The following is a 25,490-nucleotide window of genomic DNA, read 5'->3' on the forward strand; positions in this document are numbered from 1 at the left end:
TTGTGACTTCCCTCCCTTTGTTGATGCTTGGGCAGTTGCCGTGCTGCGCCGTGCGGCACTGCCCTTCCCGGCTAGGACGCTCTCCACTCGCCTGCTTCACCGGCGGCGGCCGCCGCGAGCCCGGGCTGCAGCGGATCCGGCCTGGCGGGCCGGGGCCGCGCCAGCGCGGCGCGCGCCGGCTGGTCGCGGCGGAGCGGCGGCTCGGGCTGGACGGCGGCCGGTTCGACGCGCGGCGCCGGGCCGCCCTGCAGCTTGAACACGCTCACCGCCTGCACCAGCGCGCCGGCCTGCTCGCGCATGGACTGCGCCGCGGCCGAGGCTTCCTCCACCAGCGCCGCGTTCTGCTGCGTCACCTGGTCCATCTGCGTGATCGCCTGGTTGACCTGCTCGATGCCGCGCGTCTGCTCCTGGCTGGCCGCCGCGATCTCGCCCATGATGTCCGTCACCCGCCTGATGCTGCCGACGATCTCCTGCATGGTCTGGCCGGCCTGATCGACCAGCTGGCTGCCCGCGTCCACCTTGCCTACCGAGTCGTCGATGAGCGCCTTGATCTCCTTGGCGGCCGCCGCCGATCGCTGCGCCAGGCTGCGAACTTCCGAGGCCACCACGGCAAAGCCGCGGCCCTGTTCGCCGGCGCGCGCCGCCTCCACCGCCGCGTTGAGCGCGAGGATGTTGGTCTGGAACGCGATGCCGTCGATCACGCCGATGATGTCGGCGATCTTGCGCGACGCGGCGTTGATGCCCGCCATGGTGTCCACGACCTGCCCGACCACCGCGCCGCCCTTCACCGCGACTTCCGACGCCGATCGCGCCAGCTGGTTGGCCTGGCGCGCGTTCTCGGCGTTCTGCTTCACGGTCCCGGTCAGCTCCTCCATGGACGCGGCCGTCTCCTCGAGCGAGGCCGCCTGCTCCTCGGTGCGCTGCGACAGGTCCTGGTTGCCCGAGGCGATCTGGCCCGAGGCGGTAGAGATCGCATCGGTGCCGGCGCGGACGTCGGTGACCACCGTCACCAGGCTGTCGGCCATGTGCTGCAGCGCCTGGAGCAATTGCGCCGCTTCGTCGCGGCCCCGCCCGTCGAGCCGCAGCCGGAGGTCGCCGGTCGCGACGGTTTCGGCGACCTGCACCGCTTCGCGCAGCGGCCGGGTGATGGACCTGGAGATGGCGACCGCCGCGCCGGCGCCAAGCGCGATGGCCAGGGCGCAGATGGCGAGCACCAGGGTGCGCGAGCGCAGGTAGTCCGCGCGCGCCTCGGCCGCACCGGCCTGCGCCGTCGCCTGCGCGTGCCGCACGATTTCGTCCGTCAAGGCGATCAGCTTGCGGCCGGAGGGTTCCGACTGGGTGATGAACAGCTCGGAAGCCTGGGCAGGACTGCCCTGGTCGGCCAGCTCCAGCAACCGGTTGTTGACCGGTACCGCCGGCTTGAGCTCCGCATCCAGCCGTTGCAGCAGACCCTTGATCGTGTCGTCGGGCGCGTTCTCCAGCAGCGCCTTCTTCGCGTTGCCGTAGCGCTGCCGGGCCCCGCCGATGTTGGCCTTCTGCGCATCGCGCGCCTCCTTGTTGCCGGCCTGCACGATGATGCTCATGCTGAGCATGATGTCGCGGATGCCGGCCGCGACCGTGGTCGCGTGCAGCACCTGGGCCGAGTTCCTGTCCACGATCGTGTCCAGGCGCTGCTGCATGTTCGTCATGGTGACGACGCCGAAGGCGCCGACGGCGGCGAGCAGCACCAGCAGCAGGCCGAAGCCAGCGCCGAGGCGCGCACCGATCTTCCAGTTCCGGAAACCCATTTGTCTTCTCCAGGTGATGTTCTGAACCCGAACGGCGCAACGGCGCCGCTCAGAACTCGGCCCATTCGTTCTTGTCTGTTTTCGCCGTTACCGGTTCGCGCCGCGCCGCGGACGGCATTGCGCGTTGAGCCGGCGCCGCGAGCTTTTTCGCCACCGGCGGTACAGCCACGCGCGTCGCCGCCGCAGGCGCGCCGACGCCCGCTTCCGGCCGGGTCGCGCGCTGCACGGCCTCGCCGTCCAACTTGAAGACGCTCACCGCCTGTACCAGCGCGCCGGCCTGCTCGCGCATGGACTGCGCCGCCGCCGAGGCTTCCTCCACCAGCGCCGCGTTCTGCTGCGTCACCTGGTCCATCTGCGTGATCGCCTGGTTCACCTGCTCGATCCCGCGCGTCTGCTCCTGGCTGGCCGCCGCGATTTCGCCCATGATGTCCGTCACCCGCCTGATGCTGCCGACGATCTCCTGCATGGTCTGGCCGGCCTGATCGACCAGCTGGCTGCCCGCGTCCACCTTGCCTACCGAGTCGTCGATCAGCGCCTTGATCTCCTTGGCGGCCGCCGCCGATCGCTGCGCCAGGCTGCGAACTTCCGAGGCCACCACGGCAAAGCCCCGGCCCTGTTCCCCGGCGCGCGCCGCCTCCACCGCCGCGTTGAGCGCGAGGATGTTGGTCTGGAACGCGATCCCGTCGATCACCGTGATGATGTCGGCGATCTTGCGCGAGGCCGCGTTGATGCCGCCCATGGTGTCGACCACCTGTCCGACCACCGAGCCGCCCTTGACGGCCACTTCCGAGGCCAGCTGCGCCAGCTGGTTGGCCTGGCGGGCGTTGTCCGCGTTCTGCTTCACCGTGCCGGTCAGCTCCTCCATGGACGCGGCCGTCTCTTCGAGCGAGGCGGCCTGCTCCTCGGTGCGCTGCGACAGGTCCTGGTTGCCCGAGGCAATCTGGCCGGAGGCGGTGGCGATGGAGTCGGTTCCGGCGCGAACCTGGCCCACCAGGCGCGCGAGGCCCTCGTTCATCGCCTTGAGTGCCTGCATCAGCTGCCCGGTCTCGTCCGTCGACCCCACCTCGATCCGCGCGGTGAGGTCACCGGCGGCGACAGTCGTGGCGATCCGCACGGCGGAGCGCAGGGGCCGCGTGACCGCCCTCGTGATGCCTGCCGCGGATGCGGTCCCCAGCAACAGGATGATGGCCGCCGTCCACAGGAGCGCGTTGCGGGCGGCCCGCAGGCTCTCCTCCACATGGCCACCGCCCGTCGCGACCATCTGGCGATTGCGCTCGCGCAACGCGGACAAGGCGCCGGCCAGGACCTTGTCGGCTCCCTGCACCGCCTGGTCGAGCTCGGGCACGGTGGCATCCCTGGCCCGCATTTCCGACAACCTCATCATCCCCGTCCGATAGGTCTTGACCCCCTCGCCGAGGGTCTTGAGCTGGGCGGCTTCGTCCGGCGAAACCTCCCCGGCCGCGGAGTACCTCGTCAGGGCCGCTTCGATCGCGGCCATGTCGGCCTGGAAGCGCTTGTCGTAGTCACCACCCCGGATGATGAAATTCTTGAAGTGGTGGATCGCGTCGGTCAATGCCGTCGATGCCTCGTCCAGAGCATCGCGCTTCTTCAGCACGACCTTGGCAACGTCGTCCCACTCGTCCCGCACGTCGTTCAAGCGGTTGACCGTGGTCGCGACGAGGACGGCCAGCAGCAGGAACACGACGGCGAATGCCAGGCCCAGCTTGACTGCAATCTTCAGGTTTCCCAATTTCACGTTGTCGCCCTCCAAGACGAGACCACTGTCGCTGGCGCCTGCTACGCCGCCACCTTCTCCACCAGTCCCATGTCGTCGCTGGACATCAGCTTGTCGATGTCCACCAGGATCAGCATCCGGTCGTCCAGCGTCCCCAGACCGATCAGGTAGTCGGTGTCGAGCGCGGCGCCCATCTCGGGCGGCGGCTTGATCTGGTCGGCGTCGAGCGTGATCACGTCCGAGACGCTGTCGACCACCATGCCGACGACGCGGCCGCGGATGTTCAGCACGATCACCACGGTGAACTGGTCGTACGTCGGCGTGCCGAGGTTGAACCTGATCCTCATGTCGATGATCGGCACGATGATCCCGCGCAGGTTCACCACGCCCTTGATGTACTCGGGCGCGTTGGCGATGCGGGTCACGGCGTCGTAGCCGCGCAGTTCCTGCACGCGCTGGATATCGATGGCGTACTCCTCCTTGCCGAGGGTGAACGTCACGACTTCCAGCCGGCGGTCGTTCGCGGCGGTGGCGTGGGGCCTGGCCCCGGTCAGCGTGTCTTCCATGGGTTTGCGTCCTTTCTCGATGGATATCGGCCGGTTGGCGGAATCGCGCAGGGTCGCGGGTCGGTTCATGCCGGTTGCGGCAGCCGCTGCGGGCGCGGGACCTCGTGCGGGAGGTCCGCCGCAGCCGCCGCCGGTGGCGCGGTCGGCGGCACGGCCGAGGCCGGCGCGACGTTGAACACGCGCACCGCCTCCAGCAACATCGCCGCTTCCTGCTGCAACGCCTTCGCTCCCGTCGCCGCCTGTTCCACCAGCGCCGCGTTCTGCTGCGTCACCTGGTCCATCTGTCCGATGGCCTGGTTGACCTGTTCGATCCCGCGCGTCTGCTCGTCGCTCGCGGCGGAGATGCCGCCCATGAGGTCGGCGACCCGCCGGATGCTGCCGACGATGTCGTGCATGGTCCGGCCTGCTTCCTCGACCAGCCGGGTGCCGGCACCGACCTTGCCCACCGAGTCGTCGATGAGGCCCTTGATCTCCCTGGCCGCCGTCGCCGAGCGCTGCGCGAGGCTGCGCACTTCCGAAGCCACCACGGCGAAGCCACGCCCCTGCTCGCCGGCGCGCGCCGCTTCCACCGCCGCGTTCAGCGCCAGGATGTTGGTCTGGAAGGCGATGCCTTCGATGACCCCGATGATGTCGGCCACCTTGCGCGAAGACTCGTCGATGGACGCCATGGTTTCCACGACCTGGCCCACCACCGCGCCGCCGCGCCCGGCCACCTCGGAGGCCGAACGCGCCAGCTGGTCGGCCTGGCGCGCGTTTTCGGCGTTCTGCTTCACGGTGCCGGTGAGCTGCTCCATGGAAGCGGCGGTCTCCTCCAGGCTGGCGGCCTGCTGCTCGGTGCGCTGCGACAGGTCCTCGTTGCCGGAGGCGATCTGCCGCGCCGCCGTGGCGATGGTCTCGGTGCCGCGCCGCACGCCGCCGACCACCTTCCCCAGGCTGGCGTTCATCTCCTGCAGGGCCGCCATCATCTGCCCGGCCTCGTCGCGCGACCGCACCCGCACTTCCACGGTCAGGTCGCCCGATGCCACGGCCCGCGCGACCGAGACGGCGTGCGCCAGCGGCCGCACCACGCCGCGCGTGACCAGCCAGGCCATCGCCGCGGCGGCAACCGCGGCCGCCGCGCTGAGCCCCACCAGCAGCAGCATGGCCAACCGGTACGAAGCGCGCGATGCGGCGGCGTCGGCTTCGGCCAGGCGCTTTTCTTCGGCGGCCAGCTGGCCCAGGGTGCCTTCCAGCTGCTGCTGCAGCGGCCGGACTTCCTTGAGCAGCACGTCGGTGGCGGCGCCCAGCCTCATCGCATCGGTGAGGTCGGCGACCTGCTGGGTCTTGGGCGCCAGCAAGGCGTACTGTTCGCCGGCCCGGCCGAACAGCGCCCGCTCCGACGCTGCCACCCCGGGGCCGGCGAGCAGCCCGGCCAGGCCCTGCTGCGCCGCGACGTATCGCTGGCGCAGCTCCTTCAGGCGCTGCAGTTCCTTCTGCAGTTCCGCCTCGTCGTCCTGGAACAGCAGCACGTTGCGGGTGGCGGTCTCGGTCGCCAGCAGCGTCGCATGCATGGCCGCCACGGCCTCGGTCCTGACATTGCGCGAGTGCACGATGTGTTCCAGCTGCGCCTGCATCCCGCTCATGCGGGCCACGCCCAGCGTCGCGACGACCACGAGCAACGCGACCACGGCCCCGAAGCCGAGTGCGAGCCGCTGGCCGATCCTGATGTTTCCGAAGTTCATGTCCCTTGCCTTGTCGTGTTTCAGAAGAGCCGCTTCATCACGCGCACCAGCTTGCTGGCGTATGCCGGGTCCGTCGCGTACCCGGCGCGCTGCAGCTCCCGCGCGGCACGGGCCGGGTCGGCTTCACCGAGCACCCGGCCGTACCGCGGATTGCCGGCGAGGAACTTCGCGTAGTCGGCAAACGCCTCCTCGTACGAGCCGTAGGCACGGAAGCGGGCCCGGACCTTGTGCGCGACGCCTTCGATCACCTCGGTGGTCGTGGCCTCCGTGACCGGTCCGCGCCACGACCGGTCGGCCTTGATGCCGAACACGTTGAAGCTGGGCGCCCCGTCGTCGCCGCGCACCTCGCGCCGGCCCCACGCCGATTCCAGCGCGGCCTGCGCGAGGATCAGCGTCTCGGGGATCCCGGTGGCCCGCGCCGCCGCGCGCGCGGCGGCGCCGAGCCGCTCGACGAAGCCCTGGACCCGGGCCGGCAGGCTGGTGGCGGAGCGGGGCGGCTCGCTGCTGCCGGCCGCACGGCCAGCCGCGTATGCGCCCAATGGAGCGAGCGCAACGGGCGCGGCATGGCCGGCGCGAATCGCCGTGCTGCGCGCCGCGCCGGCGCCGGCAGCCGTGTCGCCGCCCACCGCGCCCTCGCGAGGCGCGGCGGCGGCAGGGGTAGCGGGACGGACCGGCGCGGCAGCGCCCGGCCCGGCCGGCGGTCCCGCCGCGGCGGCGTCGCTGCCCAGCGAGCGGCGCAGCTGCTCGTACATCGAATCGGCCAGGCGCATGCCACGTCCGGAGAGGTGCTGGGCGAGCTGCTGGTCCAGCATCGACACGTACATCCGCGTGTGCTGGCCGTCGAGCAGGCCGCTGGCGGGCGTGGCGTCGCGCATGCTCTTGAGCATCATCCCCATGAACAGCGCCTCGAACTGGCGCGAGACCTGCCGCAGGCCCTCGTCCGGCGAGCGGCGGGCCGTCCGCCGCAGCGAATCCACGCCCTGCACGTCGAGGGCGAAACGCTGCTCCATGGCCGCGGTGGCCGCCGGGTGGGGTGCGACCGGACTGCTCATCGCACTCAGATGATTTCCAGTTCCGCGCGCAGCGCGCCCGCCGACTTCATCGCCTGCAGGATCGAGATCAGGTCCTGCGGATTGGCGCCCAGCGCATTGAGCCCCTTGATCACGTCGGCCAGCGAAGCGCCGGCCCTGACCATCTGCAGCGCCCCGCCGGGCTGCGAGAGCGAGATCTGCGACGTCTGCGCCGCCACGGTGGTTCCGCCGGAAAAGGGGTTGGGCTGGCTGATCACCGGCTGGCTGCTGATCACCACCGACAGGCTGCCGTGCGCCACCGCGCATTCCTGCACCCGCACCGCCTGGTTCATCACCACCGAGCCGGTGCGGGCGTTGATCACGACCCGGGCCACATCCTGCGCCGGCACCACGTCGATCGTTTCGAGACGGGCCAGGAAGCCGACGCGCTCGTGCTGCGCCGCCGGCGCCCGCACGCGGATGACCCGCGCGTCCACCGCCTCGGCCGTGCCGCCGCCGAACTGCCGGTTGATGGCATCCACGGCCCGCTGCGCGGTCCCGAAGTCGGACCGGTTCATCTCCAGCGTCAACGTGCCTTCCTCCCCGACCGGCGCGGGCACCGCGCGCTCCACCTGCGCCCCGGCCGGGATGCGCCCGGACGTGAGCTGGTTGATCTGGACCTTGCTGCCGTTGGCCGAAGCGCCGGCGCCGCCCAGCACCATGTTGCCCTGGGCCACCGCGTACACGGCGCCGTCGCTGCCCTTGAGCGGCGTCATCAGCAAGGTGCCGCCGCGCAGGCTCTTGGCATTGCCGAGGGAGGACACCGTCACGTCGATCGCCTGGCCCGGCCGCGCGAACGGTGGCAGCGTCGCGGTGACCATCACCGCGGCCACGTTCTTCAGCTGCATGTTGGTGCCGGGCGGCACCGTGACGCCGAGTTGCGCCAGCATCGTGTTGAGACTCTGCGTGGTGAACGGCGTCTGCATCGTCTGGTCGCCTGTGCCGTCCAGGCCGACCATCAGGCCGTAGCCGATCAGCGGGTTGTCGCGCACGCCTTGCACGCTGGCGAGCGCCTTGAGCGGCTCCGCGCCGGCCGGCAGCGACAGGGCCGCGGCCAGTGCGAGGGCGAGCGGCAGGAGAAGCTTGTCCATGGTCAGAACGGCATCGCGTTGAGGAAGAACCGCTGCAGCCAGCCCATCGTCTGGGCCTCGTTGATGAAGCCCTTGCTGCTGTACTCGATGCGGGCGTCCGCCACCTGCGTCGACAGCACGCTGTTGTTGCCGACCACGGTCTGCGGATTGACGATGCCGGAGAAGCGGATGAACTCGGTCCCCTGGTTGATCAGCATCTGCTTCTCGCCGCTCACCACCAGGTTGCCGTTGGCCATGACGTCGACGACGGTGACGGTGATCACGCCGTTGAAGGCGTTGGCGGCGGTGGCGCCGCCCTTGCCGCTCAGCGTGTTGTCGCCGCCCAGGCTCGCGTCCTGGCCGCGCAGCAGGCCGCCCAGGAACTTCGGCGAGACGCCGAAATCGGCCTCGACCTTGCCGTTGCGGCTGGCGGTGGTGGCGGAGTTCTTGCTCGCGTCGGCCTTTTCGCTGATGACGATGGTCAGGATGTCGCCGACGTGGCGCGGCCGCCGGTCCTCGAACAAGGCATGCCCGCGGGCGCCTTCCTGGAAGATCGCGCCCGGCGTGCGGGCCGGCGTCCGGTGTTCCGGCGCCGGGCGGGCCGTCATCGGCTGCTGCACCAGGGGCTGCGTCGGCACCTGGGCGCAGCCCGCGGCCAGCGCCAGCAGCGCGGGCACGGCGCGGCCGGCGAGCAGGCGCAGCGTCGCCATCACAACTGGCTCAGGCGCTGCAGCATCTGGTCGGATGCCTGCACCGCCTTGCTGTTGATCTCGTACGCGCGCTGGGTCTGGATCATGCTCACCAGCTCCTCCACCACGTTGACGTTGGAAGACTCGACGTAGCCCTGGCTCAGCAGGCCGGCGCCGTTGAGGCCGGGGTTGGTCTGCGTCGGCGTCCCCGACGAGTCGGTCTCGGCGTAGAGGTTCTCGCCCAGCGCCTGCAGCCCGGTGGGGTTGAGGAAGGTGGCGAGCTGCAGCTGGCCGACCTGCACGCTGGCGGTGCTGCCCGGCTGCGTGATCGACACCATGCCGTCGCGCGCGATCGTCACGCTGGTGGCGTTGGCCGGGATGGTGATGGCCGGCTGGACCGGATAGCCGCTGGCGGTCACCAGCTGGCCGTCGCGGTCCTTCTGGAACGAGCCGTCGCGGGTGTATGCCGTCGACCCGTCCGGCATCTGCACCTGGAAGAACCCGCCGCCGTTGATGGCGACGTCGTGCGGGTTCTCGGTCTTGGTGAGGTTGCCTTGGGAGTGGATGCGTTCGGTCGCGACCACGCGCACGCCCGTGCCCACCTGCAGGCCCGAAGGCAGCCGCGTCTGGTCGGAGGTCTGGCCGCCGACCTGCCGCAGGTTCTGGTACATCAGGTCCTCGAAGACGGCGCGGCTCTTCTTGAAGCCGGTGGTGCCGACGTTCGCGAGGTTGTTGGTGATGACGTCCAGCTGCTGCTGCTGCGCGTCGAGGCCGGTTCTGGCGATGGAGAGGGAGCGGAGCATGTGGTGGTCCTGTTCGTGGGGCGCTAGCCGTGGGCCAGCAGCCGGTTGGCGGATTGCGCGTTCTCGTCGGCGGTCTGCAATGCCTTCATCTGCATCTCCAGCAGGCGCGAGACGGCGATCATGTCGACCATGGCGTCGACGGCATTGACGTTGCTGCCTTCGAGGTACCCGCTGGCCACGGCGACGGCCGGATTGGCGTCCGCCGGCGGCAACCCGTCCGCCATGCGGAACAACCCGTCCTCGCCGCGCACCAGTTCGTCCGCGGCGGGATTCACCAGCTTGAGGCGGCCGACCTCCACCAGGCCGGTGGCGCCGTTGCCCGGCACCCGGGCGCTCACGAGGCCGTTGGCCGCGATCGAGATGGTGGACCCCGGCGGGATCACCAGCGGCCCGCCGTCGCCCAGCACCGGCAGCCCCGCTGCGCTGGTGACCTGGCCGTCCGGCGCCACCTGCAGGTTGCCGGCGCGGGTATAGGCCTCGCCGGCCGCGGTTTCCACCACCAGCCAGCCTGCTCCCTTGATCGCCACGTCGAGGTCGCGGCCGGTCTCGCTCAAGGGCCCTTGCCTGAAATCGGCTCCCGGCGTCGTGCCGACCACGAAGGCGCGGGTGGCGGCCTCCTCGCCGACCACAGGCACCGCCTGGAAGGCGTTGATCTGCGCCCGGAAGCCGGTGGTGCCCACGTTCGCCATGTTGTTGGCCACGGAGGCATGCTGCTCCATCGCCTGCTTGGCGCCGCTCATGGCGACATAGAGCATCCGGTCCATCGTCAGCTACTCCGGTTCGACTTCAGCGCAGGTTCACCAGGGTCTGCATGACCTGGTCCTGCGTCTTGAGGGTCTGGGCGTTGGCCTGGTAGCCGCGCTGGGCCGTGATCAGGTTGACCAGCTCGCTCGTGAGGTCGACGTTGGAGGCCTCCAGCGCGCCCGAGGTCAGCGAGCCGAGGGTCGTGCCTTCGCCGGGAGTGCCCGTCAGCGGCTGGCCCGACATGCCGGTCTCGCTCCACATGTTGTTGCCGATCGGCTCCAGCCCGTTCGGGTTGGCGAAGGAACTGAGGACGACCTGGCCGAGGACGTTGCTCTGGTCGTTGGAGTACTTGCCCGTGATCACGCCGTCGGTGCCGATCTCGTAGGAGGTCAGCACGCCGGACGTGTAGCCGTCCTGGCTGAGTCGCTGCACGGCGCTGATGTTGCCGAACTGGGTGCTGCCCGCCAGGTCGACGGTGAACGCCGGCGTCGCCGCGCCGTTGCCGTAGGTGCCGGCAATCGTGAAGCTGGTGTAAGCGGGCGCGGCATTCCTGATCGCGCCGTTCTCATCGAAGGTCACCGCCACCGCCGCCGGCGTCGTCGTGGTCCCGGTACTGCCGGCGAGCTGGGCCTGCACTTCCCATTCGCTGGTCGCGGTGTCGCTCTTGGTGAAGAACAGCACCACCTCGTGCGGATTGCCGAGGGAATCGAACACGTTCAGGGCGTTCGAATAGTGGTAGGTGCTCGAATCGGTGGCGACGAACGGCGTGGCGACCCGGTCGATGTCCTGCCTGCGCGAGTCCAGGTTGAACTGCGCCGTCACCGCGGCCGTGGCCTTCGGGGTCATCGACTGCGTGGGAAACCGCAGCGCGGTGGGCGTGCCGCCGGCCAGCGACCCGTTGGCGGTGACCCCATAGCCGGTCAGGCGCATGCCGTTGGGGCTGACGACGTAGCCGTTCGCGTCGACCGTGAACTGGCCGTTGCGCGAGTACGAGACGCTGCCGCCCTCGGGACTTTCGACGCGGAAGAAGCCGTTGCCGTTGGTGATGGCGAAGTCGAGCGGGCGGCTGGTGAGCTGGACCGACCCGGCCGCGAAATTCTGCTGCACGGCGGCGACCGACACGCCCAGGCCGATCTTGGATCCGGCGATGACGTCCTTGAACGCCACCGTGGAGCTCTTGTAGCCGATGGTGCCGGAGTTGGCGATGTTGTTGCCGATGGCGTCCAGCTGCGCGGCCGATGCCGCCAGACCGGTGATGCCTTGCGAGAAGCTCATGGTGAATCCTTGTTGCTGTGATCGGTCGAAGGGCTGGCGCGTGCTGCCGCGGCTCAGCGAAGGATGCGGACGTCGGACAGGGCGATGCGACGACCGCTCGCCAGGTCCAGGGAAACGCCGGCCGGTCCCGGCGCGACGCCGCCCACCTGCTCGTACACCAGCGTCGAGGCGGGGACGGTCGCCGGACCGTTGGCGGCGACCACGCGCACCTGGTAGGCACCGGCCGGCACCGGCCGGCCGGCATCGTCCAGGCGGTCCCAGGCGGCATCGTGCAGGCCGCCCGGCTGGGCGCCCAGGTCGATGGTGCGGACGACGGTTCCCGCGGCGTCCGTGACCAGTGCCTGCACGGAGGCGGCGGACGAGGGCAGTTCGACGGCGAACGCGGCCGGTCCCTCGCCGGCCGGCAGGCTGCTGCCGGGCGCCAGCGCCCAGCGGCCGACCATCCCGGCCGCCTGCATCATCTGCCCGGCCCCGCTTTGCGCCAGCATGGTCTGCAGCGTCGCATTCATCTTCTCGATGCCGCTGACGGTGCTCATCTGGGCGAGCTGGGACGTGAGCTGCGCGTTTTCCATCGGATTGAGCGGATCCTGGTTCTTCAGCTGCGTCACCAGCAGCTTCAGGAAGCGCTGCTCGTTGGCGGCGCTCGCCGGCGTGGCCTGGGCAGCGGCGCTGGCGGCGGTCGGGTCGGAAGCAGAGAGGGCACCGATGGACATGAGTCGTCTCCGGCACGGCGCGGTGGCGCGTGCCCGAACTGAAAATGGATGGGGCGGGTTGCGTCTACTGGCCGATGCTGAGCGTCTTCACCATCAGGGCCTTGGCCGTGTTGAGCACTTCCACGTTGGCCTGGTAACTGCGCGACGCGGAAATCATGTTGGTCATCTCCTCGACCACGTTGACGTTGGGCAGCGTCACGTAGCCCTCGCCGTTGGCCCGCGGATTCTTCGGGTCGAAGACGGTGCGCAGCGGCGACTGGTCCTCGACCACCTCGGCCACCCGCACGCCGCCGACCTCGTCGGCAGCGCCGCCCGCGACCTCGAAGACGACCTGGCGGGCCCGGTAGGGCTGGCCGTCGGGGCCGGCCACGCTGTCCGCGTTGGCCAGGTTGCTGGCCGTCACGTTCATCCGCTGCGACTGCGCACTCATCGCGGAAGCCGCCAGGTTGAAGATGTTCATGGACATGGGCAGGCGTTCTCCTATTGCTGCAGCGCCGCCAGCAGCGACTTGATCTTGCCGCTGACCACCGTCAGCCCGGCCTCGTAGCGCATCGCGTTGTCGGCGAAGTTGACGCGCTCGGCATCCATCTCGACGGTGTTGCCGTCGATGCTGGACTGGGCCGGCACGCGGTACAGGAGGCTCGCGTCGGTCGCCACGGCAGCCCCCGCGTGCAGGTGCCGGGCGGAAGTGGTCGCGAGCGTCGGCGCGCCGGCAGCCGCGCCCTGGGCGAGCACCCGGCTCAGCTCGCCGGCGAAGTCGACGTCGCGCGCCTTGTAGCCCGGCGTGTCCGCGTTCGCGATGTTGGCGGCCAGCACCTCCTGGCGCCGCGCGCGCAGGGCGAGCGCCTCCTGGTTGAAGCGCAAGGCCGCATTCAGCTTGTCGATCATCGTTCTCGGTCCTTGGGGCATTCCACGGCGGGGGTCGAGCCTGGCACCGTGTGAAGGAATTCTGCGGGACCACCGGCCCCGTCAATGGGCCGAACAGAGGCGGGTTTCCGCCGGTCCTCACCACTTCGGCCACGCACCCGGTTCCTAGAATGGCGGCATCGTGACGACCCGATTCGCCCGCTCCTGGCGCGCCACCTTGCTGGCGCTGCTCGCCGCCGCCTGCGCGAACGCGGCGGGCGCGCCGCTGGACGCCAGGGTGCGCGCCGCGATCGAGAGCTTCCTGCTCGCCCAGGCCGCCGGCGCGCCAGGGCAGGTGACGGTGCGCGTGCTGGACCCCGCGGGCGCGCTGCCTGCGTGCACGGCGCTGCAGCCGTTCCTGCCGCAGGGCGTGGCCGCCTGGGGCCGGCTCTCGGTGGGCGTGCGCTGCGCCGACGAGCGGCCATGGACCCGGTTCCTCGGTGCGCAGGTCGCGGTCCAGGGCCGCTACCTCGCGGCCGCGCGCGCAATCGGCGCCGGCCATGCACTGGACGGCGCCGACGTGCTCGAGCGCGATGGCGACCTCACGAAGCTGCCCCGGACGGTGCTCACCGATCCGGCCCTCGCCGCCGGGATGGTCGCGGCCAACCCGATCGCCCCCGGCGCCCCGCTGCGTTCGGACCTGCTGCGCGCGCCCGTCGTGATCCGCCAGGGCCAGGCAGTGCGGGTGGTGACCGAGGGCGCGGGATTCACGCTGGCCACCGACGGGCGGGCCGTGACGCAGGCCGCCGCCGGGGGCGCCGTGCAGGTCAGGACCGCCGCCGGGCGCCTGCTGACGGGGACCGCCCGGCCCGACGGCAGCGTCGGCCTGTGACGCACGGCAAGCCGGCCATGGCACAAGAAAATCTCACGCCGCGCCCTCGCGGTTCGGCCGCGACGGCCGATAAAGCGGGTAGTCCTTCTGGGGAATCATCTTGAAAATCGACCAAACCACCGGCTCCGCCGTCCCGCTGCGGCTGCCCGCCGAGGCGCGACGGGCGCCCGCACGACCGTCGTCCGAGCCGCAGGGCATCCAGGGGCAGGCCCCGTCCAACGTGCGCCGGTTCCCGGAACCCGCGGACGGCACGTTCGACGCCGACAAGGTGGCGGCGATCAGGGAGCAGATCCGCGCCGGGCAGTACACGGTCAATCCGGAGCGCATCGCCGACGGGCTGCTGGCCGGCCTGCGCGGGCTGATCACGGATCCGGAGTGATGGAGCCGCTGCTCGGTCACCTGGTCGCGCAGGCCGACTGCCTCGACGCCTTCATCGCGGCCCTGGAAGCAGAGGATGACGCCCTCAGCCAAGGCCGCCTGCAGGAGCTGCCGGCACTGACCGGACGCAAGAACGCGCTGCTGGCCAGCGTCGCGGAACTGGACCAGGCACGGGAGGCGGCCCAGGTCGCGCTCGGCCACCCGCGCGGACGTGCCGGTGCCGACGCCGCCGCGGCGAGGCAGGGCGTGCAGGACGCGTGGACGGCGCTGCTGGCCCGGGCCGAACGGGCACGCGACCTCAATCGCCGCGTCGCCGCCAAGGTGTTCACGCACCTGGACCACGCCACGCAGGCACTGGCCGTCCTGCAGGCCGACCGCCAGCCGCTGTATGGACGCGACGGCGCGCGCAGCGTGGGCGGTGGCGGCACCTCGCGCCCGGCCGGCTGAGTCCTGGCGCGGGCCGTAGGGCACGGGAGCGCCGAACAGGGACTTTTGCCTGAAACGGGTAATCCCCCCTGCACAGGCATCGCAAACTGCGTATAGTCGTAACAGGACGTTACGCCATGCCCCTCCAACTCGACCTCGACCTCGAATCCTTCCGCAACCACATGGCGTTGCGGCGTGCCGCGACCGAAATGCGGCTGCCGATGGACGAACGGCTGAAAGTGCACTTCATCACCCGCCGCGCCGAGCTGCTCGCCAACTTCAGCATCACCGCCGGCGCCTGGATGCTGCTGCTCCACGGCTGCCAGGCGCAGGGCGAGGACCGGGCCGCGCTCGCCCGGCTCAAGGACGAAGTGTTCGAGTTCAAGGAGTGGGCCGAGGAGGGGCTGCAGAAACTGCGGCTCATGGGCTTGCAGGACGCGCTGGAAAACGACGAGTGCGAGATGCCGGACGACCCGGAACTGGTCGCGGCTTTCCGGCGGATGCTCGGCGTGCCCGCACCCAAGGATCCGCCCGACGACACGCGCGGCTGACGGCCGCGCGCCGCGCCGCGCCAGGGCGCTGCCTATCCCGAATGGACCGGACCGGCCAGCAACGGCCGTGACGCGGCTTCCCGGGCAAGCGCCGGCATGCGCGGGGCCGGTGTTCCGGGCACGCCGGCGGGGCGCCGGCCTTCGAGCTGGAACGCGCCGAGCGCGTCCGTCACCAGCCGCACCTGGTGGGTGAGGCTCTCGGTGGCGGAGGCCACCTGCTGCACCAGCGCGGCGTTCTGCTGGGTGGCCTGGTCCATGTGGACGACGGCGCCGCTCACCTGCTCGATCCCCGAGCTCTGTTCCCCGGAAGCGCTGGCGATGGAGGCCATGATGCCGCTGACGCGCTGCACGGATTCCACGATGTCGCCCATGGTCCGCTGCGCGGTCTCGACCAGACGGCCCCCCTCCTCCACGCTGGCGACCGAGGCGCCGATCAGGCCCTTGATCTCCCTGGCCGCGGCCGCCGAGCGTTGCGCCAGGCTGCGCACCTCGGCCGCCACCACCGCGAACCCCCGCCCTTGCTCGCCGGCGCGGGCGGCTTCGACGGCTGCGTTCAGCGCCAGGATGTTGGTCTGGAACGCGATGCTGTCGATGACCGAGACGATGTCGCCGATCTTGCGCGAACTGCGGTTGATGGCGGCCATGGTGCTCACCACGTTGCCCACCGCCTCGCCGCCGCGCACGGCCACGGCGCACGCGCCGGCCGCCAGCTCGTTGGCCTTGAGCGCGTTGTCGGCGTTCTGGCGCACGGTGCCGGTGAGCTGCTCCATCGACGCGGCGGTCTGTTCGAGCGCGGACGCCTGTTCCTCGGTGCGCTGGGAGAGGTCGGCGTTGCCGCGCGCGATGCCGGCGACGGCGCGTTCCACGGCGCGGGTGCTGGCATGCACGTCCTTGACCACGCCGATCAGCTTGGCGTTCATCTGGTCCAGCATGCGGAACAGGCGCGTCAACTCGGGATCGCCGGAATGGGGGAACTCGGCGCCGACGTCGCCGGTGGCGACCACCGTGGCCACGGCGATCGCGGCGTCCAGCGGCCGGCCGATCTGCGTCGTCGCCCACAGGCCGAACACGGCGCTTGCGGCGAGGCCGCCGGCCGCCAGCGCCCACAGCCAGGGCGTCGCCGCCACGTCCGCCGGCAGCGTCGCCGCGAGCGCGCCCACGCCAAGGAACAAGGCAGCGAAGCTGGCGGCGCTGATCAGGCAGCGCGCGAAGAACGACATGGTGAGCGCCCGCTGCAGCAGCCCGAGGGCGCCGGTGCGTCGCACCCGCCCCCGCAGCAGCCGCACTCCTGCGGCCCGCCCTTCGCGCATGGCACGGTACAGGGCCTGCGCGGCCGCGACCTCGCCGGGCTTCGGCTTGACCCGCACCGACATGTAGCCGCTCACCTGGCCATCGGCGAGCACCGCGGTGACATTGGCCCGGACCCAGTAGAAACCGCCGTTCTTGCGGCGGTTCTTCACCATCGCCGACCATGGCCGGCCCGACGCGATCGTCTGCCACAGGTCGGCGAACGCCTCGGCCGGCATGTCGGGATGCCGGATGACGTTGTGGGCGCGGCCGACCAGTTCCTCGCGCGAGAACCCGCTACTGCGCACGAACGCTTCGTTGACGTAGGTGAGCACGCCCTTCAGGTCGGTCCGGCTCACGATCACTTCACCGTCCGGCAGGACGTATTCGTCGTCGATGACCGGCAAATTCACACGCATCGCAATCCTCTTTCTTCTCGTGGCCCGCAGGCGGCGGCGCCGAGTCTACGTACGGCCCGGTGGCGGCGATGGCAGGAACAGAAGTGCCATCGCCGGCCTGTTTGCGGCGTCGCGTCGCCCGCGCCGGTCACGCACCGCGCAGGATGCGCCGGCCGCCGCCGGTCACGCAACGGACGCCGACCGGGCGCCGTCCCTGGCGAGAAGGAACCTGCGGATGCGGCTCCAGGTGGAAGGGCCGATGCCGCGCACGCCGGCCGGCATCGCGCCGGCCGCGGCCAGCGCGTGCAGCTGCCCCACGGTCGCGATGCCGGCGTCGAGGGCCGCCTCGGTCGGCCCCGCGCCGAACCAGGGTTGCAGCGACAGCACGCTGGACTCGTCGGACGGGCGCGCCAGGTCGGCCACCGGCACGAGTCCGTGGCGCCACAGCTCGAGCTCGGTCGGCTGCGGCCGCAGGTTCACGCCGTGCGCGCGCAGCAGCCGGAACACCTCCTGGCGGCGGCGCATGGTGAGCAGGGCCGCCAGTTGCGCCGGCGTCAGCTCGCGCAGCTCGCCGACCGTGCGCAGTCCGTGCAGCGTCAGCTTGCCGAGCGTCTGCGGCTTGAGCCGCAGTCCCACGAGCGGGGTTGCGTCCCCGAAGCTCGCGGCCTCCGTCGGCCGCGCGTCGGGCCGCGGCCGCGCGCGGGTCCGTGGCTCGTCGCCGGCGCGGAAGTCCAGCCCGACCGAACGCAGCATGTCCCTGATCCGGGCCACCGTGGTGCTGCCGACGTTCACCAGCCGCCCCATCTCGGCCGCCGAGACGGCGGAGAAATCCTCGAGGGCGAAGATGTTCATGCGGCGGAACTGCTGCAGGGCGCCCGGGCGCAGGCCGAGCTTGCCGATGTCGGTCAGCGGCGTCAGCGCCTCGCTCGCCGGCGCCGCAGCGGGCACGGGCGGCACCCAGACGAATTCCACTGGCCCATCCAGCGTGTCGGCGGGCGCGGCTCGCACCTGGATCCAGTGCTTGAAGGCGCGCAGGCAGTCCGGGAGCTGGCCTGGCGGCACCGCTGCGAAGTCGGACACGGTGCGCAGGGTGCGGGGTTCCTTGTCAATGTTCAACATGCTGGTCGCTGAAATACTCCTGTCCGCGGGCGCGTCGCGCGCCGCGCGTGCGATTCGATGGTAGGTGCATGGGGCCCGGATGAATTGGCGGAACAGGCGGCCGTTTACCGCTCATTTCGCGGGCCGGCCTTCAGCGGGCCTTCACTTCACGGACGTGCCCGTCGAGTTCGCTGAACGAGGGTCGCTCGGTCGAGAACAGCACCTTGCGGCCGAACTCCACCGCCATCTGCGGGGCGTAGCCGTTCAGGCTGGCGAGCAGCGTGACTTTCGCGCACTCGTAGACCTTCATGTTCTCGGTCAGCCGCTGCGCGATCACGGAGGCCAGCGGGGCGACGAACCCGTAGGCGAGCAGCACGCCGAGGAACGTCCCGACCATGGCATGCGCGATGAGCGCGCCCATTTCCGACGGGGCGAGGTCGGCCGACGCGAGGGCGTGCACCACGCCCATCACCGCCGCCACGATGCCGAGCGCGGGCAGTGCGTCGCTGACGCGCGACAGGCTGTGCACCGGCACTTCGCCTTCGTGGCGAATGGTCTCGATCTCATGGTCCATCAGCGCCTCGATCTCGAAGGCCTCGGTGTGGCCGCTGATCACCAGGCGCAGGTAATCGCAGAGGAACTCGGTCAGCTCGGCATCCGCGAGCATGGCGGGATAGCGCTGGAAGATCTCGCTGGCGGCCGGGTCGTCGACGTCGGACTCCAGCTTCATCATGCCGTCCTTGCGCGCCTTGGCCAGCAGCTCGTAGAGCAGCGCCAGCAGATCCATGTAATGCTGGCGGTTGTGAGGCGAGGCGCGCAGCAGCCCCATGAGCTCGCGCGCCGTGGCGCGGATGGTCTTGCCGTTGTTGCCGGCGATGAAGGCGCCCACGGCCGCGCCGCCGATCATCAGCAGTTCCACCGGCTGGAACAGGACGCCGAAATGGCCGCCCATGAGCGCGTAGCCGCCGAACACGGCGGCGGCGACGACGAGGTAGCCGACCAGGACCAGCATCGTCAACCGCCTCGCGTGAACGCGCGCGCCGGCGAGTGCATCACGACGGACGGCGACGCCACGTCAGTGCACCTGCCCGGTGGCCGCCTGCGCCGGACCCGGGCCCGCGACCGCGTGCACGCCGGCGGGCCCGGCCTCGACCAGCGAGGTGAACCGCCTGCTCCTGGCCGTCTTGCCGGCGCGCGAAGGGGGGCTGCACAGGACGCAGACATAGCCGCTCTTGTTGTCGTAGGCGTGGGCGATGAACTGCCCCGTGCAGCGGCTGCACGTGGTCAGCTGCACCATGTCGCTCGCGAAGAAGCGGATCAGGGTGTATGCGCGCGTGAAGTCCAGCACCGCCTCCATGCCGAAGGCCTGCACCTGCTCGAGGTACATGCGATAGCTCTTGACCAGGGCCTCGATGCGGTCGCCGTGCACCTGTTCCAGCATGAACCGGTAGATGTTGTAGAACATCGACGAGTGGATGTTGGCCAGCCACGTCATGTACCAGTCGACCGAGAACGGCAGCAGGCCCTTGGGCGGCGAGACGCCCTTGATCTCCTTGTACAGCCGCACCAGCCGCTCGCGGCTGAGGCCGACCTCCGCCTCCAGGAACTGCAGCCGGGCACCGAGCTCGATCAGGTCGATCGCCCGCTGCACCTCGCGCGCTTCCTGCAGCACGCTCTTGCCGGTCATGCCGCCGCCTGCACGTGCGGGTCGTTGCACCGGGCCGCCAGCAGGATCGACAGGTGCGCCTGCTGCAGCGCGTGGTCCTTCGACTCCTGGACCATGCTTCCCATGGACGGCACGTCACCCAGGCGGAACCCGCACAGCACGAAGTTGGTCGCCGCGAGGCGCACGATCTGCGACAGCGACATCCCCACCACCATGTCGGCCAGTTCGCGCGTGATGCCCAGGCGGAACATGGCGGCTGCCCGGTCCTGGCGCAACAGCCGCTGCGCCAGCAGCAGGTAGGTCAGGTTGAGGTCGCTGATTTCCTTGGAAACTTCTACACCGTTCATTTCTGGTTCTCTCCGTCCGGCGTAGTGTGTCTCGATGTAATGTTCTGCAGGTAAGTAATGCGCTTATGTCGCTGACTTGCATTTCTTGACCGTGTGGTTTGCCATTTGCACGAAGGCATGCTAATCGCGCGCGTCGGAAGCTCAGGTGAGCGCGAGAGCGGCCGGCACCGCGTGCACCGGCTGCGGCGCCGCCTGCGCGGCCGGCTCGGAGGCCGCGCCCTCGCGCAGCCTGAATTCGCCCACCGCCGCGACCAGGTGCCGGGCCTGCTCCTGCAGCGAGCGTGCGGCGGTGGAAGCCTGCTCGACCAGGGCCGCGTTCTGCTGGGTGACCTGGTCCATCTGCGTGATCGCCTGGTTCACCTGCTCGATGCCCGTCGTCTGCTCCTGGCTGGCCGCGGCGATCTCGCCCATGATGTCGGTCACCCGCCGGATGCTGCCCACCACCTCCTGCATCGTGCGGCCCGCCTCGCCCACCAGCCGGCTGCCCGCATCCACCTTGCCGACCGAATCGTCGATCAGCGCCTTGATCTCCTTGGCCGCCGCCGCCGAGCGCTGTGCCAGGCCGCGCACTTCGGCCGCCACCACCGCGAAGCCCCGGCCCTGCTCGCCGGCTCGCGCCGCCTCCACCGCCGCGTTGAGCGCCAGGATGTTGGTCTGGAATGCAATGCCGTCGATCACGCCGATGATCTCGGCCATCTTCTTCGACGAGCCGTTGATCGCCGCCATCGTGTCGACCACCTGGCCGACCACCGCGCCGCCCTGCACCGCCACTTCGGCGGCCGACTGCGCCAGCTGGTTGGCCTGCCGCGCGTTGTCCGCGTTCTGCCTGACGGTGCCGGTCAGCTCCTCCATCGACGCGGCCGTCTGCTCCAGGCTCGCCGCCTGTTCCTCCGTGCGCTGCGACAGGTCCTGGTTGCCCGCCGCAATCTGCCCCGAAGCGGCGGCGACCAGGCCCGACGCCGTGCTCACCCGAGAGAGCACGTGCGTGAGCTGCCGCTCCATTTGCGCGATCGAATGCAGCAGGCTGCGGCGGTCGCCTGCGCGGGTCTGCACGTCCACGGTCAGGTCGCCGCCCGCGATCCGCCCGACCACGTCCACGGCGTAGGCCGGCTCGCCGCCCAGCTGCCGCCCCAGCAGCCGGGCGACCGCAAGACCCAGTCCGATGCTGAGGGCCACGCCGGCCAGCGCCGCGAGCGCCATGTACAGGCGCGAGGTGCGGTAGGTGGCCGCGGCGTCCTCCATCCCCGCCTTGGCCTGCCGGTCGCTGGCGGCGACGACGGCATCGAGCACCTGCTCCACCGCGCGCGAGTCCTTGACCAGTTCGCCGCTCTCGATGATCACGTTGTCGGACAGCTGCGACGTGTCCAGCGACTGCGCTTCCATGAGCTTCGAGAATGCGGCGTAGCGCTGCCTGAGCGGTCCCACCAGCGCGCGGTACTGCTGGTGGAGCCTGCCGCCCTCTGCGGTCTGCTGCAGCACCGGCGCGATCCCGGCGATGCGAGCCTCGAGCGCGTCCAGCGCCGAGACGACCGCCTTGGCGCCTTGCGCGCGCTCGCTCATCGAGCCCGCCGACAGCAGGCCGATCTGCGCGCGGCTGGCCACCAGCAGCTGGACGTGGCCCTGCTGCGCCCCCTTGAGCACCTGGAAGTCACGGTCGTGGAGACGCCGGGTGCCTTCGTCGATCCGTCCCATGTGGACGATCGCCAGCGTGCCCACCACGGCGCCGGCAGCCGCCACGGCCAGGAAACACAGGATCAGCTTGGCCGTGATCCTCAGGTTGCGGAACCATTGCGTCATCGTTCTTTCCTTGTTTGAATCAGATCAGCGCCATGTCCCGCCCGGCTGGCTGCGCCAGCGGCAGCGATCGTCCGGCGGGCCGGGGATCGGCGCCCGGCGGCGCCGCATCCAGCTTGAACGTGCCGACTGCCTGCGCCAGGCTGGCGGCCTCGTCCTGCAGCGAGCGTGCGGCGGTGGAAGCCTGCTCGACCAGGGCCGCGTTCTGCTGGGTGACCTGGTCCATCTGCGTGATCGCCTGGTTCACCTGCTCGATGCCCGTCGTCTGCTCCTGGCTGGCCGCGGCGATCTCGCCCATGATGTCGGTCACCCGCCGGATGCTGCCCACCACCTCCTGCATCGTGCGGCCCGCCTCGCCCACCAGCCGGCTGCCCGCATCCACCTTGCCGACCGAATCGTCGATCAGCGCCTTGATCTCCTTGGCCGCCGCCGCCGAGCGCTGTGCCAGGCCGCGCACTTCGGCCGCCACCACCGCGAAGCCCCGGCCCTGCTCGCCGGCTCGCGCCGCCTCCACCGCCGCGTTGAGCGCCAGGATGTTGGTCTGGAATGCAATGCCGTCGATCACGCCGATGATCTCGGCCATCTTCTTCGACGAGCCGTTGATCGCCGCCATCGTGTCGACCACCTGGCCGACCACCGCGCCGCCCTGCACCGCCACTTCGGCGGCCGACTGCGCCAGCTGGTTGGCCTGCCGCGCGTTGTCCGCGTTCTGCCTGACGGTGCCGGTCAGCTCCTCCATCGACGCGGCCGTCTGCTCCAGGCTCGCCGCCTGTTCCTCCGTGCGCTGCGACAGGTCCTGGTTGCCCGCCGCAATCTGCCCCGAAGCGGCGTGGATCGAATCGCTCGCAGCCTTGATCCGCGTCACGAGGTCGGTGAGCATGTCCTCCATGTCGCCCATTCCGCGCAGGAGCCGGCCGAAGTCGCCGCCGCGGTCGGTTTCGAAGTCGTGACTCAGGTCGCCGGAGCGCACGGTCTGCGCGATGTGCAGGGCCTCCGCCAGCGGCCGCCGGATCTGTGCCGTCAACCACCACGCCAGCGCGGCGCCGAGAAGGAGCGCGGCGATCGCGAGCAGCGCGATCTCCGTTCGCGCAGCCTGCGACAGGGCGCGCACGCGCAGGGCATCGCCGTCGATCGCGCCGCGCTGGTACTGCAGCATCTCCCCGATCGCCGCCACGTAGGCCTCCAGGGACGGCACGAGGCGGGCGTCGCTCTCCTGCGCCGCCTCGGGACCATGGCCCGCGGACTTGAGCCGCGCCACGGCGTCGCGGGCCGCGATGTACTCGGCCCGGCGTTGCGCGACCTTGCCGCTCAGCGCCCTCTGTTCCGGACGGGCCTCGAGCTGCGGCGTCCCGTGCTCGACGCCGTGCAGCCGCAGCATCGCCAGGCCCGCAATCACCCCGGTCACCGCCAGTAGCAGCCCGAAGCCCGCGCCCATGAGGACGCCAGTCGACCAGTTCTTCATTCCGCTGTCTCCTCCTGCAGCCCGGTCCGCTCCCCGTGCACGCCGCAGCGGCCGCAGTCGGGCGGCTGGTGCGGGATCGGGGTCTGGTCCAGGGCGTGCTCCTTGTTGGCCCCTGGATATCGGCGCGCGGGGGCCGGTCCCGCATAGGCTGATTGCCTAAGCCCGCTACGGAGCCTGCCCAAGGCGCGCCGGGCCCGGCGCCACGGGGTCGCGAAGTCAGTCCAAAGTGCTCGTGCGCGGCAAGGTGACCACAGTCGATCCATTCGCGCCGCATCGGCTTGTCGTGACTTTGTGCCCACTCCGCGGCAGCCGGGAGGGTCCTTGGATTTACACAACCGTATCAATGAGGGATGATGCCGTGCCAACCCTCTGATCAGCTGGGGCGAGGCGCCACCCGACCACCGCTTGCCGCATGGCCACCGCCGATTCCGTCGTCTCCGAAACGTCCGCGACCGCGCTGCCGGGCCTCGCCCGCGCCCTGATTTCCGCCGGCAAGCTGGGACAGAAGTCGGCCGAAGAGATCTCGCGCAAGGCGCACAACAACCGCAGCAGCTTCCTGGCCGAGCTGACCGGCCTGGGCGCCGTCTCGGCGGCCGACCTGGCCCACACCGTCTCCACCGCGTTCGGTGCCCCGCTGCTGGACCTCGACGCCGTCGACGCCACCCGCCTGCCCAAGCTGCTGGACCCGAAGATGTGCCAGGCATTCCGGGTGGTCGTGCTGAGCAAGCGCAACAACCGCCTGATCGTCGCCACGGCCGATCCCTCGGACCAGCAGGCCGCCGAAAAGATCAAGTTCGCCACGCAGATGGGCGTGGACTGGATCGTCGCCGAATACGACAAGCTGACCCGCCTGGTGGAAGCGAGCAGCGCGACCACCACCGAGACGATGGAGAGCATCGTCGGCGAGGACTTCGAGTTCAGCGACCTGAACGTCGAGGAGGTCGGCGAGACGACCGAGGACGACGGCGCGTCGGAGGTCGAGGACGCGCCGGTCGTCAAGTTTCTGCAGAAGATGTTGCTCGATGCCTACAACATGCGGGCATCCGACCTGCACTTCGAGCCATACGAGCACACCTACCGGGTGCGCTTCCGGGTCGACGGCGAATTGCGGGAGATCGCCTCGCCGCCGGTCGCCATCAAGGAAAAGCTGGCCTCGCGGATCAAGGTGATCTCGCGCATGGACATCTCGGAGAAGCGGGTGCCGCAGGACGGGCGCATGAAGCTCAAGGTCGGTGCCGACAAGGTCATCGACTTCCGGGTCAGCACCCTGCCGACGCTGTTCGGCGAGAAGATCGTGATCCGGATCCTGGACCCGAGCAGCGCCAGGCTGGGCATCGAGGCCCTGGGCTACGAGCCGGAGGAAAAGGAGCGGCTGCTGGCCGCGGTGCAGCGGCCGTATGGCATGGTGCTGGTGACGGGCCCGACCGGCTCGGGCAAGACCGTGTCGCTCTACACCTGCCTGAACCTGCTGAACAAGCCCGGCGTGAACATCTCGACGGCCGAAGATCCGTCGGAAATCAACATGCCGGGCATCAACCAGGTGAACGTCAACGAGAAGGCGGGCCTGACCTTCGCCGCGGCGCTGAAGTCCTTCCTGCGCCAGGACCCCGACGTGATCATGGTCGGCGAAATCCGCGACCTGGAGACCGCCGACATCGCGATCAAGGCGGCGCAGACCGGCCACCTGGTGCTCTCGACGCTGCACACCAATGACGCCCCCACCACGCTGACACGGATGCGCAACATGGGCATCGCGCCCTTCAACATCGCCTCCAGCGTGATCCTGATCACGGCCCAGCGGCTGGCGCGGCGCCTGTGCACCGTTTGCAAGGCGCCGGCCGACATCCCGTACGAGAACCTGATCGAGGCCGGATACAAGGCCGAGGAGATCGACGGCACCTGGACCCCCTATCGGCCGGTGGGCTGCTCGGCCTGCAACAACGGCTACAAGGGTCGGGTCGGCATCTACCAGGTGATGCCGATCAGCGAGGACATGCAGCGCATCATCCTGGCCGACGGCAGCGCGCTCGAGATCGCCAAGCAGGCGGAGAGCGAAGGCGTGCGCACGCTGCGCCAGTCCGGCCTGCACAAGGTCCGGCTCGGGGTCACCTCGCTGGAAGAAGTCCTGGGCTGCACCAATGTATAAGACCAAGACGGGCGAAGACCCGGAGG

At 70.3% G+C, this 25,490-nt stretch carries 25 protein-coding genes; 5 read left to right on the top strand and 20 right to left on the bottom strand.

The window, feature by feature from the left end:
• Positions 1-71 precede the first annotated feature (71 nt).
• The 13 genes from RAMLITH_RS10170 to flgB form a co-directional block, all read right to left on the bottom strand.
• Positions 72-1,787, bottom strand: coding sequence for a methyl-accepting chemotaxis protein (locus RAMLITH_RS10170; RefSeq protein ID WP_168107298.1), 1,716 nt, complete (start codon positions 1,785-1,787; stop codon positions 72-74).
• A gap of 49 nt (positions 1,788-1,836) precedes the next feature.
• Positions 1,837-3,543 (bottom strand): methyl-accepting chemotaxis protein, encoded by a 1,707-nt coding sequence (locus tag RAMLITH_RS10175; protein WP_337786140.1) that lies wholly within the window; start codon positions 3,541-3,543, stop codon positions 1,837-1,839.
• 41 nt (positions 3,544-3,584) lie between these two features.
• The gene (locus tag RAMLITH_RS10180) at positions 3,585-4,088 is read right to left on the bottom strand and encodes a chemotaxis protein CheW (protein WP_168107299.1); all 504 of its coding nucleotides are present in this window, start codon (positions 4,086-4,088) and stop codon (positions 3,585-3,587) included.
• Between the two features lie 65 nt (positions 4,089-4,153).
• Entirely contained in the window at positions 4,154-5,809 is a 1,656-nt protein-coding gene (locus RAMLITH_RS10185; RefSeq protein WP_168107300.1) for a methyl-accepting chemotaxis protein, read from the bottom strand.
• A gap of 20 nt (positions 5,810-5,829) precedes the next feature.
• Positions 5,830-6,861, bottom strand: a complete 1,032-nt coding sequence (gene flgJ, locus RAMLITH_RS10190) for a flagellar assembly peptidoglycan hydrolase FlgJ (RefSeq protein WP_168107301.1) — start codon at positions 6,859-6,861, stop codon at positions 5,830-5,832.
• Positions 6,862-6,866: 5 nt separating this feature from the next.
• The gene (locus RAMLITH_RS10195; RefSeq protein WP_168107302.1) at positions 6,867-7,970 is read right to left on the bottom strand and encodes a flagellar basal body P-ring protein FlgI; all 1,104 of its coding nucleotides are present in this window, start codon (positions 7,968-7,970) and stop codon (positions 6,867-6,869) included.
• Between the two features lie 2 nt (positions 7,971-7,972).
• Positions 7,973-8,659 carry a flagellar basal body L-ring protein FlgH gene (locus tag RAMLITH_RS10200; protein ID WP_168107303.1) on the bottom strand — a complete coding sequence of 229 codons (687 nt, stop codon included), beginning with the start codon at positions 8,657-8,659 and terminating at the stop codon, positions 7,973-7,975.
• The gene (flgG, locus tag RAMLITH_RS10205; protein WP_168107304.1) at positions 8,659-9,441 is read right to left on the bottom strand and encodes a flagellar basal-body rod protein FlgG; all 783 of its coding nucleotides are present in this window, start codon (positions 9,439-9,441) and stop codon (positions 8,659-8,661) included. The genes RAMLITH_RS10200 and flgG overlap by 1 nt, the downstream gene beginning before the upstream one ends.
• A 23-nt stretch (positions 9,442-9,464) precedes the next feature.
• Entirely contained in the window at positions 9,465-10,205 is a 741-nt protein-coding gene (gene flgF, locus RAMLITH_RS10210; RefSeq protein WP_168107305.1) for a flagellar basal-body rod protein FlgF, read from the bottom strand.
• A 22-nt stretch (positions 10,206-10,227) separates the two neighbouring features.
• The gene (gene flgE, locus RAMLITH_RS10215) at positions 10,228-11,460 is read right to left on the bottom strand and encodes a flagellar hook protein FlgE (protein WP_168107306.1); all 1,233 of its coding nucleotides are present in this window, start codon (positions 11,458-11,460) and stop codon (positions 10,228-10,230) included.
• A 53-nt stretch (positions 11,461-11,513) separates the two neighbouring features.
• Complete coding sequence (locus RAMLITH_RS10220) at positions 11,514-12,173, bottom strand: flagellar hook assembly protein FlgD (RefSeq protein ID WP_168107307.1); 660 nt, start codon at positions 12,171-12,173, stop codon at positions 11,514-11,516.
• A gap of 64 nt (positions 12,174-12,237) precedes the next feature.
• Complete coding sequence (flgC, locus tag RAMLITH_RS10225) at positions 12,238-12,633, bottom strand: flagellar basal body rod protein FlgC (RefSeq protein ID WP_420376903.1); 396 nt, start codon at positions 12,631-12,633, stop codon at positions 12,238-12,240.
• A gap of 20 nt (positions 12,634-12,653) precedes the next feature.
• Entirely contained in the window at positions 12,654-13,061 is a 408-nt protein-coding gene (flgB, locus tag RAMLITH_RS10230; protein ID WP_168107309.1) for a flagellar basal body rod protein FlgB, read from the bottom strand.
• Positions 13,062-13,221: 160 nt separating this feature from the next.
• Between flgB and flgA the strand changes: the two genes are divergently transcribed.
• From flgA to RAMLITH_RS10250, 4 genes are all read left to right on the top strand, one after another.
• Positions 13,222-13,911: a flagellar basal body P-ring formation chaperone FlgA gene (flgA, locus tag RAMLITH_RS10235; protein ID WP_168107310.1), complete on the top strand. Its 690-nt coding sequence runs from the start codon at positions 13,222-13,224 to the stop codon at positions 13,909-13,911.
• A 100-nt stretch (positions 13,912-14,011) separates the two neighbouring features.
• Positions 14,012-14,290 carry a flagellar biosynthesis anti-sigma factor FlgM gene (gene flgM, locus RAMLITH_RS10240; protein ID WP_181956345.1) on the top strand — a complete coding sequence of 93 codons (279 nt, stop codon included), beginning with the start codon at positions 14,012-14,014 and terminating at the stop codon, positions 14,288-14,290.
• The gene (locus RAMLITH_RS10245; protein ID WP_238344128.1) at positions 14,290-14,736 is read left to right on the top strand and encodes a flagella synthesis protein FlgN; all 447 of its coding nucleotides are present in this window, start codon (positions 14,290-14,292) and stop codon (positions 14,734-14,736) included. The genes flgM and RAMLITH_RS10245 overlap by 1 nt, the downstream gene beginning before the upstream one ends.
• Positions 14,737-14,852: 116 nt before the next feature.
• Positions 14,853-15,266 carry a hypothetical protein gene (locus RAMLITH_RS10250; protein ID WP_168107311.1) on the top strand — a complete coding sequence of 138 codons (414 nt, stop codon included), beginning with the start codon at positions 14,853-14,855 and terminating at the stop codon, positions 15,264-15,266.
• Between the two features lie 32 nt (positions 15,267-15,298).
• Here RAMLITH_RS10250 and RAMLITH_RS10255 read toward each other — a convergent pair whose 3' ends face one another.
• The 7 genes from RAMLITH_RS10255 to RAMLITH_RS10285 all read right to left on the bottom strand — a co-directional run bounded on the left by RAMLITH_RS10255 (position 15,299) and on the right by RAMLITH_RS10285 (position 23,318).
• Positions 15,299-16,972, bottom strand: coding sequence for a methyl-accepting chemotaxis protein (locus RAMLITH_RS10255; protein ID WP_168107312.1), 1,674 nt, complete (start codon positions 16,970-16,972; stop codon positions 15,299-15,301).
• A 162-nt stretch (positions 16,973-17,134) separates the two neighbouring features.
• Positions 17,135-18,070 carry a hypothetical protein gene (locus tag RAMLITH_RS10260; RefSeq protein ID WP_168107313.1) on the bottom strand — a complete coding sequence of 312 codons (936 nt, stop codon included), beginning with the start codon at positions 18,068-18,070 and terminating at the stop codon, positions 17,135-17,137.
• Between the two features lie 130 nt (positions 18,071-18,200).
• The gene (gene motA, locus RAMLITH_RS10265) at positions 18,201-19,061 is read right to left on the bottom strand and encodes a flagellar motor stator protein MotA (RefSeq protein WP_168107314.1); all 861 of its coding nucleotides are present in this window, start codon (positions 19,059-19,061) and stop codon (positions 18,201-18,203) included.
• A 63-nt stretch (positions 19,062-19,124) separates the two neighbouring features.
• Positions 19,125-19,736: a flagellar transcriptional regulator FlhC gene (gene flhC, locus RAMLITH_RS10270; RefSeq protein WP_168107315.1), complete on the bottom strand. Its 612-nt coding sequence runs from the start codon at positions 19,734-19,736 to the stop codon at positions 19,125-19,127.
• Positions 19,733-20,062 carry a flagellar transcriptional regulator FlhD gene (gene flhD, locus RAMLITH_RS10275; protein ID WP_168107316.1) on the bottom strand — a complete coding sequence of 110 codons (330 nt, stop codon included), beginning with the start codon at positions 20,060-20,062 and terminating at the stop codon, positions 19,733-19,735. The genes flhC and flhD overlap by 4 nt, the downstream gene beginning before the upstream one ends.
• A 141-nt stretch (positions 20,063-20,203) precedes the next feature.
• The gene (locus tag RAMLITH_RS10280) at positions 20,204-21,859 is read right to left on the bottom strand and encodes a methyl-accepting chemotaxis protein (RefSeq protein WP_168107317.1); all 1,656 of its coding nucleotides are present in this window, start codon (positions 21,857-21,859) and stop codon (positions 20,204-20,206) included.
• A gap of 19 nt (positions 21,860-21,878) precedes the next feature.
• Positions 21,879-23,318 (bottom strand): methyl-accepting chemotaxis protein, encoded by a 1,440-nt coding sequence (locus tag RAMLITH_RS10285; RefSeq protein WP_168107318.1) that lies wholly within the window; start codon positions 23,316-23,318, stop codon positions 21,879-21,881.
• Positions 23,319-23,730: 412 nt separating this feature from the next.
• Here RAMLITH_RS10285 and pilB point away from each other — a divergent pair, with 412 nt between their 5' ends.
• Positions 23,731-25,464: a type IV-A pilus assembly ATPase PilB gene (pilB, locus tag RAMLITH_RS10290; RefSeq protein ID WP_168107319.1), complete on the top strand. Its 1,734-nt coding sequence runs from the start codon at positions 23,731-23,733 to the stop codon at positions 25,462-25,464.
• The last annotated feature ends 26 nt before the right edge of the window (positions 25,465-25,490 follow it).

This window comes from Ramlibacter lithotrophicus (assembly GCF_012184415.1).
Lineage (GTDB): Bacteria > Pseudomonadota > Gammaproteobacteria > Burkholderiales > Burkholderiaceae_C > Ramlibacter > Ramlibacter lithotrophicus.